The sequence below is a fragment of the Hyphomonas oceanitis SCH89 genome (assembly GCF_000685295.1).
Taxonomy (GTDB): domain Bacteria; phylum Pseudomonadota; class Alphaproteobacteria; order Caulobacterales; family Hyphomonadaceae; genus Hyphomonas; species Hyphomonas oceanitis.
The window spans coordinates 1-16884 of sequence record NZ_ARYL01000029.1 but is presented as its reverse complement, the minus strand read 5'-3'; the positions used below and the strand labels follow the sequence as shown (position 1 = coordinate 16884).

Genomic DNA, 16884 nt, shown 5'->3' with positions numbered 1-16884 from the left:
TCCGGAACGCTTATGCGGTCCCAAATAAGCGTAACATGAGGTTGTATGGGCCGATGTCTGTGGCCGAGGCTTCCCCTCAATCTTGAGTGCTCGCGCCCAAGCTGGAAGCGTAATCCATTGACAGGATCTGCGCTGTCTGGAGCTGCCAGAACAAAAGGCATTTTCGATTTTGTATTTCTATACGTGAGGGCTCTGTCGAACGTTACAGGAAAAGGTCTGAAACGAATGACGTCGCCCGTTCTGATCGCAGTTTGAATCTCTCCCTCACCGAGCTCGTCGCCAGCATGAATGTGGTATAAAGACATATGCAAGCGATCAGGTCCTATAGGTCTGTTTGTGAAACCGTGGGTCGTTTGAAAGCTTTGGAAGCATGCTGCGAATTGTTCGTTTTCAATGTGAGGGATCATTATCCCAAAGAATAAGCCATGCTTAGGCATGATCGCAGGTGGTGTGCGGCGTGGTTGGGTCGCTGTCTGCATGGTCAATGCCTCTAAAGATCGCAGACATACACGCATGGAAAAAAGAACAAATCAAGAACATTTATGTCGAAATGAGTGCTTGATTTGTTCCTAATTACTCTTGAAAGGTGTATGCTTCCATGCCGAGTGAGCCTGTCACAGCTACAACTCTAATGGTCACGAGGGCGAAATTGCAGCTGCATTTCAATACGAAAGCGAACCATTGGAGTTGAGCTTTCCAAATCGCACAGAAGCTTTCTTCTCTCAACGGTCTCTCGCGTATGACCGGGGTACCTATTCGTATCTCTCTATGACTGGCTCAAGAAAATGTGCGAGATTTTCCGCCATCACCCTTACTCCTTGCGAAGTCGGATGGAGCCCATCGGACTGAAGAAGGTCCGGCTGGTTTTCGACACCATTCATCAAGGATGGATAGTATATCAGACCAAATTGTGCGGCTAGGTCAGGATAGATTGAAGCGAAGGCAGCATCGCGGCCGCCTTCCTCCATGGCGCTGCGAGGCTGAAGGTCTACCAGTATGCAGTCAATATTATTATCCTTGGCCTTCTGAATGATCGCGGACAAATTCTGTTTCGCTAATTCAGGAGTAATTCCCATCAAATAGTCATTGGCGCCAAGTGCGATCACAACCATATCAGCATTGGCAGCCGTCACGCTCCAGTCGAACCGCGCAAGGCCATTAGCAGTCGTATCGCCGGATACACCAGCATTGACAACGCGGGCTTCAATGCCTTCAGCCTTGAGTACATTGGCGACCTGCTCTGGCAGAGCTTCCTCCGCAGCAAGGCCAAACCCGGCAGTCAAACTGTCACCCAGGAAAACCACGACGGGCCCTGACGCTGGAATAGCAGGAGGAGTTGATTCCTGTGATTGATTTGCTCGTTCAGCTGGCACGTTGGCAGGAGGCGCACCACAAGCAGCGAGAATAGACGCATGGAAGAGAATGGCGATGATGCCGCTCCACCTCGTCCCTTGTAATCCTGTCCGTTCGACTGACATCATACCTATCGATAGACAGGCGGCCAAGGGTTGGCAATGTGCGCTGCCATCATGGAAGGCGAAGTGAATGACGAGTGCGCTCGAAATGAAGAACGTATGGCTGACATTTGCCGCAGCCGATGGCTCACTGGATGTCCTGAAGGATATAAGCATCGACATTCAGTCGGGCAGCAGCGTTGCGATTGTAGGGCCATCAGGTTCAGGCAAGTCGTCGCTTATTTCCGTTGCAGCTGGCCTTGAAAAGCCAAGCCGAGGCGAGGTGTCGTTGCTTGGCGAACGGATAGAGGCGTTGAGCGAAGACCGGCTGGCGCGTCTTCGCCGAGGGCGGGTCAGCATGGTATTTCAATCGTTTCACCTGCTCGAAACCATGACAGCTTTCGACAACGTGCGAACGCCCTTGGAAATTGCAGGCTTGGACTGCGTAGAGGCTCGTGCGGATGAGTGGTTGGAGCGGGTCGGCCTATCACACAGGCGATTACATTATCCCGGGCAATTGTCGGGTGGAGAGCGGCAGCGGGTTGCAGTTGCCCGCGCTCTCGCGAGTGACCCCGCTGTCATCTTCGCTGATGAACCGACTGGAAATCTTGATGCTGAATCGGGCCGAGGTGTTGCTGATCTCCTGTTTGCACTTACAGGTGACAGGGAGACGACGCTGGTTCTGGTGACACACGATACTGAATTCGCGTCGCGGGCCGCGCGTGTGGTGCACATGCGCGACGGGCGCATCGAATGAGCGGTGTGGCAGTAAAGATCGCTTTGCGCGAGCTGTCTGGCGGTTTCCGGGGCTTCTGGATCTATCTGGCATGTCTCGCCATTGGGACCGCCGCTATCGCAAGTTCAGGGTCGGTAACCGAAGTCTTTACACGCGGCCTGAATGCGGAGTCGCGCAACCTCCTTGGCGCCGATGTGATTTTTGCCGCCTCGCAAAGGCTTGCGACCGCAAATGAGCGGACATTTATCGCGCAGCTGGGAATAGTTTCGGAAACTGTATCTCTCGACGTCATGGGGAGCGTTGCGGACACCCGGAAACAGGTGGATGTTCGCGGGGTTGACGTGAACTATCCTTTGCTGGGCGCAGCCGGTTTGGCTGGAGGCGCCAAAACACTGCAGTCAGCTTTGCGTAAAGACGGCGACAAATGGGGTGTCGCCGTCAGCAAGTCTTTTCTTGAGGATTTCGACATCGGCATTGGTGATGCGGTACGGCTTGGTCCCCTCGATGCAATCGTGACTGCTGAGCTGAAGAGCGTTCCTGATCGCATTGGTACACCGGGAACGTTTGGGCCTGAAGCCATCGTGAGCCTTCAGGCATTGGCCGAAGCGGATCGTCTGACTCCTGGACAATTGTTCCGTTCGGGACTCCGTGTCATTCTCAAGCAGGGAATTACGATCGAGAATGCGCAAGAGCAATTCGAGAGTGAATTCGGCGCAGGCACGATGCGTATCCGAACGCCGGAAGACTCCGTCGATGGTCTGAAGTCACTCCTCAATACGTTGAACAGTTTTCTCGCCGTGATTGGTATCGCAGCACTGATCGCTGGGGGCGTGGGTGTAGCGCAGGCAACCAGCTCATTTCTCGATACTCGTATCGGGTCTATCGCTGTGTTGAAGGTATTCGGCGCTGAAGCAGCAACAGTGAGGGCGGCATACATGCTACAGCTGGGTGCCCTGGCTTTCATTGGCGCTTTGGCTGGTGTGGCGCTGGGCGCAGCGGTCCCATTCCTGCTGTCATATTTTGCGGGAAGCGCGATCCCACTTCCTCAAGCGTTAGGTGTGTACCCGCTCCCTCTTATCAAGGCGCTAGTGCTTGGCTTATTTGCCGCCTCGATGTTTGCACTTCCAGCAATCGGTCGTTCGCGTGCAACTCGCCCGTCTGCCCTGTTCCGGAGGCTTGCTGACAATGAACGTGTTTCGGTTCCATGGATTGAGCGGATTGGGGCGATAATTTCCGGGATGCTCCTTTGCGGTTTGGCAATTGCATCAAGCTATAGACCGGGACTGACCGCGCTCGTGCTAGGTGGCGCTGCGCTCACACTCCTTCTACTCGTCGCAACAGCATGGCTGGTTAAGCGCCTTGCTCGAATTGCATCAGTTGGCGCGACCGGAATGCGGCGTCTATCGCTCGCGAATTTGGGGGGGCCAGGATCACTGGCACCGACTATTGTGCCAGCTCTGGGCTTGGGGCTGGCCTTGTTGACGCTTGTTGCGGCTGTACAAGCAAACCTGTTACGTCAGATCAGTCAGACTGCGCCATCAAATGCACCATCTGTCGTTTTCTCTCAAATCCCGTCCAACCGCATTGATGAGTTTGATGCGCTAGTGAAATCGCAAGGCCTGGATACGGCTGATGAGACCACGTTCCGCCAGGCGCCTTTCATATTGGCGCGGGTGACGGCATTGAGGGGCGCGCCGGTTATAGAGGCAGAGATTGCCGAATCTGAGCGTTGGGTTGTTCGCGGCGAGACAACAATCACCTATCTGGCAAACAAACCACCGGAAACCATACTCACAGAAGGACAATGGTGGCCCGCAGATTATACAGGCCCACTAAAGGTGTCGGTTGAGGCTGATGCGGCCAAAGGGATGGGGCTGGGTGTCGGCGACACTATAGAGTTTCGCGTCTTCGGTAGAGATTTAACGGCCACAGTATCATCTTTGCGGAAAGTCGAGTGGGGCACATTCAGTATTGGTTCAAATGTTGTTTTCATTCTCTCTCCGGGAACGCTGGAGGCGGCCAATCCGGCTTTTGTCGCCATTGCGAAAACCACCCCGGAAACTGAAGCAAGCATAGTCGCTGCGCTAGGTGGATCCATGCCCGAGGTCGTCGTATTCCACACCCGTCAGGCACTTGAAACGGCTGCGCGCTTGTTTAGCCAAATTGCGGTTGCCGTTAATGCGGCTGCTGGCATCGTAACTCTTTCCGGTTTGCTCGTATTGCTCGGAACCTTTGCGGCGCTCGCCCGGAAACGCCGTGCCGAGGCGGCTTTGCTTAAAGTGTTTGGAGCGGAACGGACGCAGGTTTTGGGGCTCTATGCCAGCGAATTTGCGCTTGCGGGTGGTGCAGCGGCTCTCATCGGGTCGAGCATTGGCGTGGCGGCGGCTTATCCTATTGTTGTTTATGCTTTCGAGGCGACATGGAATTTCCCATGGTTTGAGACACTAATCATTCTAATCGCGTCGGTATCCATTTCTGCAGTGGGGGGGGCGGCAGTGGGCCTTGCCACGCTTTCAAGAACGCCGGCGCAGGTACTCCGCATGCCTTGAGACCAGCAGATGGTTCTCCTTATGATTGATGTTTTATCTGCCTATATCTCGCTGTGTTTCGCAGTGGTAAGTGCGTGAGAGCTTGACGGCTGGCTGACTCCTGTGAAGCGTGCGGTCATGCCTCCAATTGAGACCAATATAGCCCCTTGGCTCCTGCGTTCTAAGGTGACGCCCCCACGACAACTCATGTCGGTAATCGGCCGAACTGATTTGATAAGCCGGCTGGAAAGTGGTGCCGAGGGCAACCTGATTATACTTGAAGCGCCGGGTGGATACGGAAAGAGCTGCCTGCTCAGTGAGTGGCGGGACCAAAGTAAACAGTCAGATGTGACGGTATGCTGGCTGTCTATAGACGAAGATGACGATGTCGAGACATTCATCGCCTATCTCGCCTACTCGGCACATATCGCTGGGATTGACATGACCCAGTCCGGACTTCTGAATTTCGAGTTTAGCACGGACGGGAATCCGAAACAGGCGATCCATCGGTTTTTGGCATGTATCGAGCGCACAAGTCGACCTGTCCGGATTGTGCTAGATGATTTTGAGCGCCTTTCGCTATCTGTGCAGAGGGATGTTATTCCTTCACTGCTTGCCCGGTTACCGGAAAATGCGACCATCATCGTCGCATCGCGCGAACCAGCTGGAATAAGCACTGTCGACCTTGATCACCGTGGACTGGTTTCGCGCCTCGGTCCAAATGAGTTGCGGTTTGGGCAACAGGAGATGATGCGCTTATGGAAGGGGCGGCTTACCCAGCGCCAGATCGAGCGGCTGGGAGAGCGCACAGAGGGATGGCCTGTCCTCATCCGGCTTTTGCTCACTGCTTCTGACATGGGCACATTTGATATTAGACATATTGATGAAGCCAGCTATCGCGACATGGCTATCACCACCTATTTCGAGCAAAAAATCCTGAACCGCATTGAGGCCGACTTGCGCCGCTTCCTGCTGGAGGCTTCGATCTTCGATGAAATTCCTTACGAAGCCATATCCGACGTGCTTGGTCAGGATAATGACCAGTTCATGGGCAGACTGGAGAAGCTTGAAGCCTTTCTTGCACCACTGTCCGGTGAAAATGCGGGATATCGTCTTCACCCCATGATGCGAGAATACCTGAAGCAGACCATGCAGAATCAGGCGCCGCAGCGATATGCCGCCCTGCAGAAAAAGGCTGCGTATTGGTACTCCGTAAACGGAAACCATGTTCGCGCCGTGAAGCACGCCTTGGCGGCTGGCGACGAGATGCTTCTTCTGACCATTCTTGAGGATACAGGCGGCCTTGGCCTCTGGGTGCAGGAAGGGCTGATCGAGTTCAGGGCTATCGACAGGTATTTGGGGCCGGAGATCATACAAAAGTCACCGACCGCAGCATTGATGCGATGTATCATCCTTATGAAGACAGGAAAGCAATCGGACGCTGCGACTCTATACGCAGACATTCTTTCCCGACATGCGGAAAGGATTGCCTCGGATGAGTTCCTTTCAGTTTCATGCGCCGTGGCGAAGGTGGTTCTGGCTGTATACAGTGGGGCCAAGATTGATGATGACGATGTCGAACGAATAGAGCAGGCAATTCGGCAGTCCGATGCAATCTTGGAGCACTTCGAGGGCTTCGTTCTGACGTTCAAATGCTTCGCCGCGCATCAGGCGGGACGCCTTAAGGACGCCATACAGTTTGCGCATGAAGCCTTGAAGTTTTTTGATCTTTCGGGCTCTGTTTATGGGGAGGTCTATATCCACCTCCATCTCGCCATGATCCACTCATTCATGCACTCGACTGACCGTGGCGACATTGAATTCAAACAGGTGTCAGACCTGCTAAGGAGGGAGCTGTCATTTGACAGCGGTATAAAATACCTAAGCGACGTCATCTCCATCGAAGCGTATCACGAACACTCGCCTTATGATCTAAAGAATGCTCCGCGACTAAAGAACCTCGTTGCGCGTTTGCTACGAGCAGAGGGCTGGATCGATATCTACGCCGGTGCATTCAGGACTTTATCGGAGCAAAGCTACGTTGCAGGAAACATTGATGATGCATTGCATGTGCTTGATCTCGCGCAAGAATTTTCCGTGCGGAATTCGATAGCGTCTCTCAGCCGTATTTGCGTGACTCATCGAACAATTCTGTCTCTCCTGGAATTTGGTCCCGAGGGTATTGATCTAGCCGCTTATGCATCTAATGCAAAAGAAATGGATTTCGTCGGTGACCTCGAAATCATTCCGTGGCGAATTGTAGAGGTGGAGTGCGAGCTGCACCTCCACCTCGCAAATGCGGGGCTGATAACGCCGTCACTTGAACGAATAACGGCATTTCGGGATAGGCAACTCTCTGAAGGCAACCTGCGGGTCGCAAGTCGTATGAGTGCTTTGCTCGCGCTCTCACGACCGATAAGTCAGGCCGAGGCAGACCTTCGTATTCTTGATATGTGTCTGGCAGAGAATTGCTTTGGACGGGCAACACTCTTTATCGGATCTGCGCTGCAGAATCGTGTCGAAGATGCTGGCTTGCACATGAAGCTTCCGCACTTGATGGCTCAACTGTCAGCCAGCCAAGTTGGGAAGAAAGCGCTAACAGGGCAAGAGCAGCAATCGCTCGTCACGAAAAAAGAGCGCGCCGTTCTCAGCGAGCTTCAAAGGGGCCAGACCGACAAACAGATTGCCCTTTCCATCGGAGTAACCGAGCATGCAATCCGCTATCACCTTAAGAATGTTTATGTGAAGCTAAATGCGCACACGCGGCAGGAAGCTGTTCGCAGGGCCAGGGCCCTTGGTGTCCTAGATGCATAGGTAAGTGCCGTCGACAAAGACGCACACTAAACCCTTTCGCAAAACTGCCGAAAAACTACCGATCTTGAAAGCCGAACTACTAACCTTGTACGCGGCCTACTAACATTCCAGCGACACTCCTTTGTGTGTTTGTCGTAGCGTTTGCCTTCAAGAGTTCCAATTTTATGTCGAAGGCAGCGAACACATTTGAAAACAGGTCATAAAAACCTTCGTATCGGTGTGGATGTTGGTGGAACCAATACTGACGCTGTCTTGATGTGTGGATCAGCTATTATTGCCTCCACAAAGTCACCGACTACACGCTCTGTTCGTGAGGGTATCGTAAAGGCGATTTCTGCAATTATTGCGTCTGGTGGCGCCGACGCCTCTGACGTTTCCTTCGTCTCAATAGGAACCACCCATTTCACGAATGCATTTGTACAGCGCCGAAGTCTCGATTCTGTCGGTGTCATCCGCATAGCCCTGCCGGCAGCGCAGGCCCTGCCTCCAATGACAGATTGGCCAGCTGATATATCCGGCGTCTTGGGCGGCCACACAATAACGGTTCGCGGTGGTTACCAGTATGACGGCCGGGTCAATGCCGATCTGGATGAACTCGCTGTGGCCGATGCTGCTCGCCAGCTCAAGTCGAGAAACCTGAACTCAATCGCGCTTTCAGCTCTGTTCGCACCGGTGAACGATGCAATGGAATTGCGTGCTGCCGAGATTATTTCCCACGAGCACCCCGATTGCGCGATTACGCTGTCTTCCCGTATCGGTCGGATTGGTCTGCTTGAGCGGGAGAATGCGGGAATCATGAACGCCAGCCTCGTGACGCTGGCGCGGGATACCGTCACAGGTTTCAAGTCTGCGCTTGAGGAACTGGGGATCGCGGCTCCCTTTTATGTATCCCAGAATGACGGCACGCTTATGAGCGCTGACTTCGTCGAGCAGTATCCCGTTCTGACCTTCGCATCTGGTCCGACGAATTCTATGCGCGGCGCAGCCTACTTGTCTGGCCTGAAAGATGCGCTTGTGGCGGACATTGGCGGTACGACGACCGACATCGGCGTGCTTAGTAATGGTTTTCCCCGCGAGTCTTCAGTCATGGTCGATATTGGCGGTGTGCGCACAAACTTCCGGATGCCTGACATAATCGCACTTGGGCTGGGCGGCGGGAGTATCGTCACGCTGCTCAAAGGTGGCGGAGTTCAGATCGGTCCGCAATCCGTCGGATATAATATCACAACGCAAGCGGTGGTATTTGGTGGCGAGACACTTACTGCGACCGACCTCGCGGTTGCAGCTGGATATGCGGATATAGGAGACCGGTCGCGGGTAGCCAGACTGGACAAGCGTGTGATCGAGGATGGTGTGACGGAGATGCACCGCCTTGTTGAGGCCGGTCTAGACAGGATGAAAACCAGCGGGGATGCGGCCCCACTTGTTCTTGTCGGCGGTGGTTCAGTCCTTATCAATCGTGAACTAAAGGGAATTTCTGAGGTGCGGACGCATTCGGATGCTGGCGTCGCCAATGCTATCGGCGCCTCCATTGCAAAGATCGGCGGCGAAACCGACAAGGTCTATTCTTACGATGTGGAGGGCCGCGAAGCGGCGATGGAAGATGCCATCGCAAGTGCAAAGGCGCGTGCGGTAGCCGCTGGGGCTGGCGCCGACAGTCTCGAAATTATGGATATCGAAGAGTTGCCGCTGGCCTATGTACCGGGCGGCGCGGTCCGTTTGAGAGTGAAGGTTGCGGGGGATCTGGCCGCTGCGGGAGTGAACCAACGATGAGCCTGACTCCAAATCTAACTGAACTCAAATCGGTACTTGATGTCTCTGGTTCGGGAGAGCTCACCCTTTCGGAAGACGATCTGCACGATTTTGCCAGAGGTGCCGCTTTTCTTGGAACGGGCGGTGGCGGGGATCCATATATTGGGCGCTTAATGGCGCAGAATGCGATCCGCGAATTTGGTCATCCGAAAATTATCGATGTCAATTCGCTGGATGATGATGCCACCGTTGCATTCGTCGCCATGCTTGGCGCGCCGACTGTATTGAATGAAAAGGCAGCTTCCGGTGCCGACATCGACCTTGCTGTCATGCGTCTTTCCGAGCGTTTGGGGAGGCCGATAGATGCCCTCATGCCGGCGGAAATCGGCGGCGTTAATTCGACCGTGCCCATCGTCGCTGCCGCGCGCCTGGGCCTGCCTCTCCTGAATGCAGACGGCATGGGGCGCGCTTTTCCTGAAATTCAGATGGTGGTCATGAACTTTGAAGGTGTGCGTGCGACACCTTTCGTCATCGTCGATGAACACCTTAATTCCGTGATAATCGAGACCGGCACGGCCAAGCGCGCTGAGGATTTCGTGCGTTCTGTGGCCATCAATATGGGGCTGAGCTGTATAGTCGCTGGTTACCCCATGACGGGCGCTGAGGTTAAGCGTGCGACGGTCCACAACACGCTTACGGAAGCGCTTGAGATCGGGCGTGCGATTGTGGCTGGTAGGCGAGCAGGCGATGCGGTGGGGGGGCTTGTCCGTCGGCTATCGGAGTCGTCCATTTATGGCCATGCGCGTATTTTGTTTGATGGCAAGATTGTCGATCTGCGCCGAGAGACAACTGCGGGCTTTTCTATCGGTCACTGCAAGATTGAAAGCTTGAATGGGACATCGGGCGCAATGGATGTCCAGTTCCAGAATGAAAATCTGGTTGCCCTCGAAAACGGTATCTTGCGGGCGGTCGTGCCTGATTTGATCACGATTGTGGATCGGGAAACGGCAGAGCCCATTCCGACTGAAGCCCTTCGCTATGGTCAGCGTGTGAAGGTGATTGCTGCGGCCGCGCCAAAATTGCTCAAGACTCCACAAGCCCTTGAATTCATCCATCCCCGTTGTTTCGGGCTCGATTTTGACTTCACGCCGATCGAGGAACTCACGACTTAGCCGATCCTGCGCACTGAATTTTATCCAATCCACCATGGGGAACCAGAACGTGAAACAAGCCAACCTGAAGAGTCGACTTCTCTATTCCGCCTGCATTCTGAGCTTCACGGCTCTTGCTACTCCCTTGCACGCCTATGCGCAGGATGGCGCTGCCAGGACTACCGAAGAAAGCCGTACGTTGGAGACAGTCACTGTGACGGCGCAATTCCGTGAACAGGAGCTGCAGGAAGTTCCCAATAGCGTCGTGGCGTTCACGGCGCAGGACATCGAAGATGCCGGCATCCGTTCAACTGAAGACTTCATTGCCCTCACGCCGAACCTCACGTTCGATGACAGCTTCACCTATCTCAACAGCTTTGTTGTCGTACGCGGTGTGACGCAGATCAACAATGCCGACTCGCCTGTCGCCATCATTGTCGATGGCGTGCCGCAGAACAGCCAGAAGCAATTTAAGATGCCGCTGTTCGATGTGCAGCAGATTGAGGTGCTCAAAGGTCCACAAGGCTCCCTCTACGGTCGCAATGCGATCGGGGGCGCAATTAATATCGTAACTAAGCAACCCACAAATGAGTTTGAGGGCTTTGTCGCGGGTGGCCTGTCGAACGGCAGCGGTTACCGGATGGACGCAGGCATCAGCGGGCCTGTCGTCAAAGACCAGTTATTGTTCCGCGTCTCTGGTTCTTACTATGAGACCGGCGGCCTTATAAAGAACACGTATCTTGGCCGCACGGTAGATGATGTCGATCACGACTATTCCATACGGGGCAAACTGGCCTATACGCCCAACGAAGTCTTCTCTCTTGACCTGCGCGCTTCCTATAATGATGCGCAAGCTGGTGCCGCTTACGATGCAGTCGTCAACAGCACCCTGAACCCGGATTTTCGGTCAGGAAATAACTCAAATGATGTGTTTGAGCCGAGATCCAGCCTGGCTGGCGTAACGAAGGCAGATATTACTGATCTTAGCGGTAAGGCGACGCTGGATATGGGATTCGCAACGGCGACGTATATCCTCGGTTATACCGACCTCAATGAAGATTATCGGTCGGACTTGGACTTCTCGAATCCAACGCAACCAACATTTGGCCCTTTTGGCGAATTGGGTCAGGGCCAAAACCTCTCGCTCCAGCTCATGAGTCAGGAGTTGCGTTTTGTCTCTCCGGACACGCGCGCTTTCCGTTGGATCGCCGGTGCGTACTACCTGCAGACCGATCGCAGTCTCCTGACTCGCGGCTTTCTCGATCTCAATGGATCGCTTGATCAGTTCGAGAATGGCGTCATCATCATTGATCGGGGCGAAGATAACGACAATACAGCCTGGGCCCTGTTCGGTCAGGCCGAGTTTGACTTGAGCGAACGTGCGACCCTGCAGGTTGGTGCGCGCTATGACGAAGATCAGCGCAATCAGAATATGCCGGGCGCTGCAGGATCAGGCAGAAGCACGACCTTCGATGCTTTCCAGCCGAAAGTGACGCTCAGCTACGATATCACTCCGGATGTATTGGGCTATGCCACTTACAGCACAGGCTTTCGGTCTGGTGGGTTCAATGCACCAGGAGTCGTTCTGGATTCATTCGGCGACGAGATGCTCACCAATTATGAGCTTGGCTTGAAAAGCACTTTCGCAAATGGTGACGGTACATTCAATATTGCTGCATTCGCTTCTGAGAGTGACGGGTTCCAGTTCTTCTTTGTCGACGCCAGCACTGTGTCGCAAATCATCTCCAATCTCGACAAGGTGGACATGCGCGGCTTCGATGCGGACGTTCAGTATCGCCTCAGTGATCAGATCACGGTCACCGGCGGCGTCGGCTACACAGACTCTGAAATCAAATCTATCGGGAATGCCCAACTGGAGTCTTACTTGACAGCATCGGGCGTCGACATTTCCAAAGTCATTGGCTCGCACTCACCCAAGACAACGGAATGGTCATTCAACCTTGGCGCCCAGTATATCAAGCAGGTTAGATCAAATCTCAGCGCAGTGTTCCGAGTGGATTACGAATATCAGGGTGAGAAATTCTGGCAGATCGACAATGTCGATGTGCGCGATCCGGTCAATCTTGTGTCGCTGAGGGCGTCGCTTGAAGGCGAGCGCTGGTCGGCATCAATTTGGGGCAAGAACCTTCTCGATGAAGAATATTATGCCGACTTCAACCCATCTGAATATGCAGGTGCCCCGTTCGATCTCGGGTCGCAGGCGCGGCCTGCCACTTATGGTGTTGATCTGAAATACAAGTTCTAGATTCAGAGAATTTAGCTGGATCTGACGAGAATGTGGGGTCAAAGCGTCCTGATATGTACTCTGTAGAAAGACCGCACTGAAGATAGAGTTTGCGTAAACTCGAATGTTCTCGGTTCTTGGCCTGCTGTCTTGAAGACTTAAAAAACCAGGCCTCTGAGTAAGAGGCCTGGTTTATTCCTTTTAGTATATGTTCACGACGGTCTAGAAGTCGACGGTGACGCGGCCATAGTAGTAGCCTCCATAGTGGCCGAATGGTCCAGCGCCCCAAGGTGCGATACCAATCGAACTGGAGACCGTGTTCTCGTCAGGATAGACATCGAACAGGTTATAGGCACCGACCGACAGCTTAACATCATCTGAAAGGCCGTAAGATACTTCGAGGTCCGTTACCCATTTTGCACCATAGCTCTGGTCGAACGCCGAGTTGTTGTTCAGCGAGGTGAACTTGTCGTAGCGGGTCTCCTTGAGATTCAAGCCATAAGGGCCTTTAGTCCAGTTGACGCCGAGAATAAGTTTCGACTTCGGCCCTTCCGTGAACCAGCCTTGCGACTGCCGGTCGAACAGCGTCAGACCTAGGCCGGCGAGCTCGGATGGGTTCTCTGCAATCCGTGTGATCTCGGTCTCATTATGGTTGTAGCCAAGGGTACTGCGGAAGACGCCATATTGGTCCGTGTCGTATGTATATGTTGCAACGACGTCGATGCCCTTTGTCTGGGTGTCGATGGCATTCGTGAAGTAGCGAACATATTGATCGCCGGAGAACCCGTTGGCGACCAGTATGGTGGACACACCAGCTCCCGAGAGGAGGCCGGTGCGCGTGATGCGGTCATCAAGATCAATTCGGTAAGCGTCGACGCTGATGTCCAGGTTCGCCAGGGGCGTGAGTGTAAAGCCAGCACTTAGATTGACCGATTTTTCGGGCTTTAGCGGGTTAGCGCCAAGAGCCTGTCCAATCGAGGATTCCACCTGTACGGTCTTCGACAGGATCGGAATGTACTCGCCATTCACGAGGTTTACAGAAGTGGATGACTGGGCAAAGCCTCGCTGCGCCAGCGAGGGCGCGCGGAAGCCGTTGCTTGCCGCGCCGCGAAGGGCGAGCCAATCCGTCATTTCATAGCGGCCGCTGACCTTGCCGCTGAGGACGTCGCCTGCGCTGTCGTCATAGGATTCAAATCGGCCAGCTGCGGTGAGAAGCAGTTTACTCGTCACATCATAGGCCAGATCGACATAGGCGGCGTACGCGTTGCGTGAGAGGTCGGCCTCGTCTTCAGGTGTCACGACGATCGCGGCTTGGGCGCCAACGGCGGCCGGCCTGCCTGCGAGCGAACCATCCGTGTAGAAATAACCGCCATTTTCATATGAAGCTTCCTCACCGGACTTGGTTTCGTACTTTTCGTGACGAAATTCAGCGCCAAATGACGTTTGCAATGATCCACCCTGCGGCATCGCAAACGCACGCGTAAAGTCGGCATTATTTGTCCACTGGTCGAAATAAGACGTGAAGGTCGTGAACTCAGTCGGGCTATTCGGGCCAAGCGAGGCGTTCAGTGAATTGGTCGAACCATTTTCAGCCTTATTGCGACCGAAAACCGAGCTAAAGTCCGCATCCCAGCCGCCGATTGTGCCGCGTCCGCCGCCGACGATCTCGAAGTCGGTTTCCTTGAGCGTATAGTATGGTGTGTATCCATCCGGATAAATTTCAAGGATGTTCTGGTTGCTGTTAGGCCGCCGACCGGCCTGACCTACCTCGGCTTCCCGATATCCAAACGTGCCATATGAATATAGTTCGTAGCCATCGAATGGAAGAATGAGGTTCTGGGCAGCCTTCACTTCCGAAACACGTGGCAAGCCGCCCTGGTAAGTGCGGCGATTAGCAGTCGTTTCGCGCGGGTCTGGCGAACCGTCAGGAAGGTTGTCGTAAAGCTTGGCCGTAATAGGCGAGTTACGGACGGTTGGCTCTGCCTTTTTGCCATCAAGCGTCAGGGTCAGGGAGCCGTCATTTCCGACTGCGAAGCCTTTGGTCACGCTTGCTTGATAGGTCTCACCATCAGAACCGCTACCATCCTTGCCGTAGCGCTGACCCGTTTCTGCGGTGAAGCGGCCGCCTTCGGCATTGTCCTTGAGGATGATGTTGATGACGCCCGCGATCGCGTCGGAGCCATATTGCGCTGCAGCGCCGTCTCGCAGCACTTCGATCTGCTTGATTGCGCTGGCAGGAATGAGGTCGAGGTCAACAGGGTTGCCACCCATGGATGTCGCCCCGGAATTGAAGTCGACAATCGAGCTGTTGTGACGCCGCTTGCCGTTCACAAGAACCAGCACGTGTACGCCAGAGAGGCCACGCAAACCTGCCGGGCGGGTTACGCTGCCGAACGAAGAGCTGCCGACCGTTGCGGACTGAAAGGATGGGACAAGCTGTGTAAGCACGTCGCGAAGGGGCATGCCGCCCGCAAGCCGTGCCAAGTCTTCGTTGTTGATAACATCAATGGGGGTTGGGCTATTAATGACGCTTCTCGGCGCGCCGCGAAGGCCCGTGACGATGACTGTTTCCTGGTATTTCGTCTCGTCAGTTTCAGGTGCCGATTTTGCGGAAGCGACGGGAGCCGGTTGAGGCGCATCCAGCTGAGCCACTTCAAAAGGGGCAGGGGCCTCCTGCGCCGGTTCGACTTGTTCGCTGACGGAACGCAAAGCAATCGAGCCATTCTGATCGTTGGTCCAAATCAGACCCGTCCCGTCAAGCATGCGAGCAAGTGCTTCTTCGGGAGGTAGGTCGCCCTGGATTGCAGCTGATTTTTTTCCCGTGACCAGATCGTTCGAGACAACAACAACCCTGCGCGATTGCTCTGAGTATTTCAGGAGCGCCTTGGCCAAAGGCTGCGACTCGATCTGGAAGTCAGCTGTTTTCAACTGATCGGCCTGCGCCTGAGCAAGGCAGGTTTGCAGTGCTATGGCAGATATGGATCCCGCCAGCATATATCTGGAAATGGTAGTCAGAGCACGTTTGCGCATGATTTATCCTCATTGATGTGATCGCTCGCGGCCGGGAACCAAAGTCCATGTCCGACCGTCGCTATGGGATTGATGGAATGAGGCGCGCCAATTATCCAAAATCATTCATAAAAGATGCAGTATTCCGCATCTCGGCGCGTTACGCGCCGTCATGGATAAGTATGACCTGGCCATTGGGGCCTTCGCGTCGGCTGATTTCATGCGTTGAATGGAGTACTGCAATGAACTGATCAGTTTGGTCCACGCCAAAGGCGGCTGTGATCCGCAGATCTCCCAAAGCAGGGTCTGCCAGCACAATCGATGCGTCTCTATATCTGTTCAGATCGGATACGATTTCGCTCAAGCTGGCATTCTCGTAAGACAGCCATCCCTCTCGCCAAGGCGATGTTTTCTCCGGCTCGACTGTCGATTTCTCTGGAGCCCTCTTCATTGATGAAACGAGAAGCTGGTCGCCCGCATACAGGACGGATTTGTCGACGTCTTGAAGGGCACCCTCAATCGCGCTCGGGGCATCCGCCTTCATAACGGAAACAATCCCGTCAGCGACAGCGATGCGCATCGTGCCATCATCGTTCTTGATATCGAACTTTGTGCCGACAACGCGCACCATCATTGTACCAACTTCGACATAGAAGGGGCGGCCTGTATCGGGTGCAATGTCAAAGAATGCTTGTCCCTCAGAGAGTGAGACAATCCGAAACGCATCCGTAAACCGGGTTTCAAGACGGGACCGCGCGCCGACCGTTATAATGCTTCCGTCCTCAAGATGGATGTCGCGCAATTCGGCTGTTGCCGTTTGGAACACAGTTTCTGTGGGAGACGGCAACTCTCCGGAAGAAAGCAAAGCAAAGCCCACGCCGAAAAATCCGACCACCAGAACAAGGGCTGATGCTTGAAGCCACTTCGGAAACTTTGATCGCTCCGATGGGGGAGGGGGAAGGGGCTTTGTATTGGCAACCCAACCGGGGTGACTCAGGTCCTGGAATAGCTGTTCAAATTCCCGGAAGGCCTCCGCATGGTGACGGTCGCTAGCCACCCACTTTTCCAGCTTGGCCAGCTGTTCTGGCTCCGTATGGCCGGAATGCAGATATACCACCCAATGCCTAGCGGTTTCTTTGACCTTCGCCATGTTTTCAGGGGCCGTTGGCCTGCCCCACAGGGGTGATCCACCAGA

9 protein-coding genes are annotated in these 16884 nt (G+C 54.3%); 6 read left to right on the top strand and 3 right to left on the bottom strand.

Annotated features, from left to right (window positions below; genetic code table 11):
• Positions 1-752 precede the first annotated feature (752 nt).
• Positions 753-1481 (bottom strand): arylesterase, encoded by a 729-nt coding sequence (locus HOC_RS21875; protein WP_162174875.1) that lies wholly within the window; start codon positions 1479-1481, stop codon positions 753-755.
• A gap of 64 nt (positions 1482-1545) precedes the next feature.
• On the opposite strand from HOC_RS21875, the gene HOC_RS15565 reads away from it, so the two are divergent.
• The 6 genes from HOC_RS15565 to HOC_RS15540 all read left to right on the top strand — a co-directional run bounded on the left by HOC_RS15565 (position 1546) and on the right by HOC_RS15540 (position 12701).
• Positions 1546-2211, top strand: coding sequence for an ABC transporter ATP-binding protein (locus HOC_RS15565; protein ID WP_035540300.1), 666 nt, complete (start codon positions 1546-1548; stop codon positions 2209-2211).
• Positions 2208-4739: an ABC transporter permease gene (locus HOC_RS15560; RefSeq protein ID WP_035540298.1), complete on the top strand. Its 2532-nt coding sequence runs from the start codon at positions 2208-2210 to the stop codon at positions 4737-4739. The genes HOC_RS15565 and HOC_RS15560 overlap by 4 nt, the downstream gene beginning before the upstream one ends.
• Before the next feature lie 186 nt (positions 4740-4925).
• The gene (locus HOC_RS15555) at positions 4926-7532 is read left to right on the top strand and encodes a winged helix-turn-helix domain-containing protein (RefSeq protein ID WP_162174874.1); all 2607 of its coding nucleotides are present in this window, start codon (positions 4926-4928) and stop codon (positions 7530-7532) included.
• 186 nt (positions 7533-7718) lie between these two features.
• Positions 7719-9305 carry a hydantoinase/oxoprolinase N-terminal domain-containing protein gene (locus HOC_RS15550; RefSeq protein WP_035540295.1) on the top strand — a complete coding sequence of 529 codons (1587 nt, stop codon included), beginning with the start codon at positions 7719-7721 and terminating at the stop codon, positions 9303-9305.
• On the top strand, positions 9302-10456 hold the full coding sequence (locus HOC_RS15545) for a DUF917 domain-containing protein (protein ID WP_051624982.1): 1155 nt from the start codon (positions 9302-9304) through the stop codon (positions 10454-10456). The genes HOC_RS15550 and HOC_RS15545 overlap by 4 nt, the downstream gene beginning before the upstream one ends.
• Positions 10386-12701 (top strand): TonB-dependent receptor, encoded by a 2316-nt coding sequence (locus HOC_RS15540; RefSeq protein ID WP_156950510.1) that lies wholly within the window; start codon positions 10386-10388, stop codon positions 12699-12701. The genes HOC_RS15545 and HOC_RS15540 overlap by 71 nt, the downstream gene beginning before the upstream one ends.
• A 201-nt stretch (positions 12702-12902) precedes the next feature.
• Here HOC_RS15540 and HOC_RS15535 read toward each other — a convergent pair whose 3' ends face one another.
• Together HOC_RS15535 and HOC_RS15530 are read right to left on the bottom strand one after the other, a co-directional pair.
• The gene (locus HOC_RS15535; RefSeq protein ID WP_084146373.1) at positions 12903-15710 is read right to left on the bottom strand and encodes a TonB-dependent receptor; all 2808 of its coding nucleotides are present in this window, start codon (positions 15708-15710) and stop codon (positions 12903-12905) included.
• Positions 15711-15849: 139 nt separating this feature from the next.
• Positions 15850-16884: FecR family protein (locus HOC_RS15530; RefSeq protein ID WP_206741586.1), on the bottom strand; the 1035-nt coding region annotated here is incomplete at its 5' end.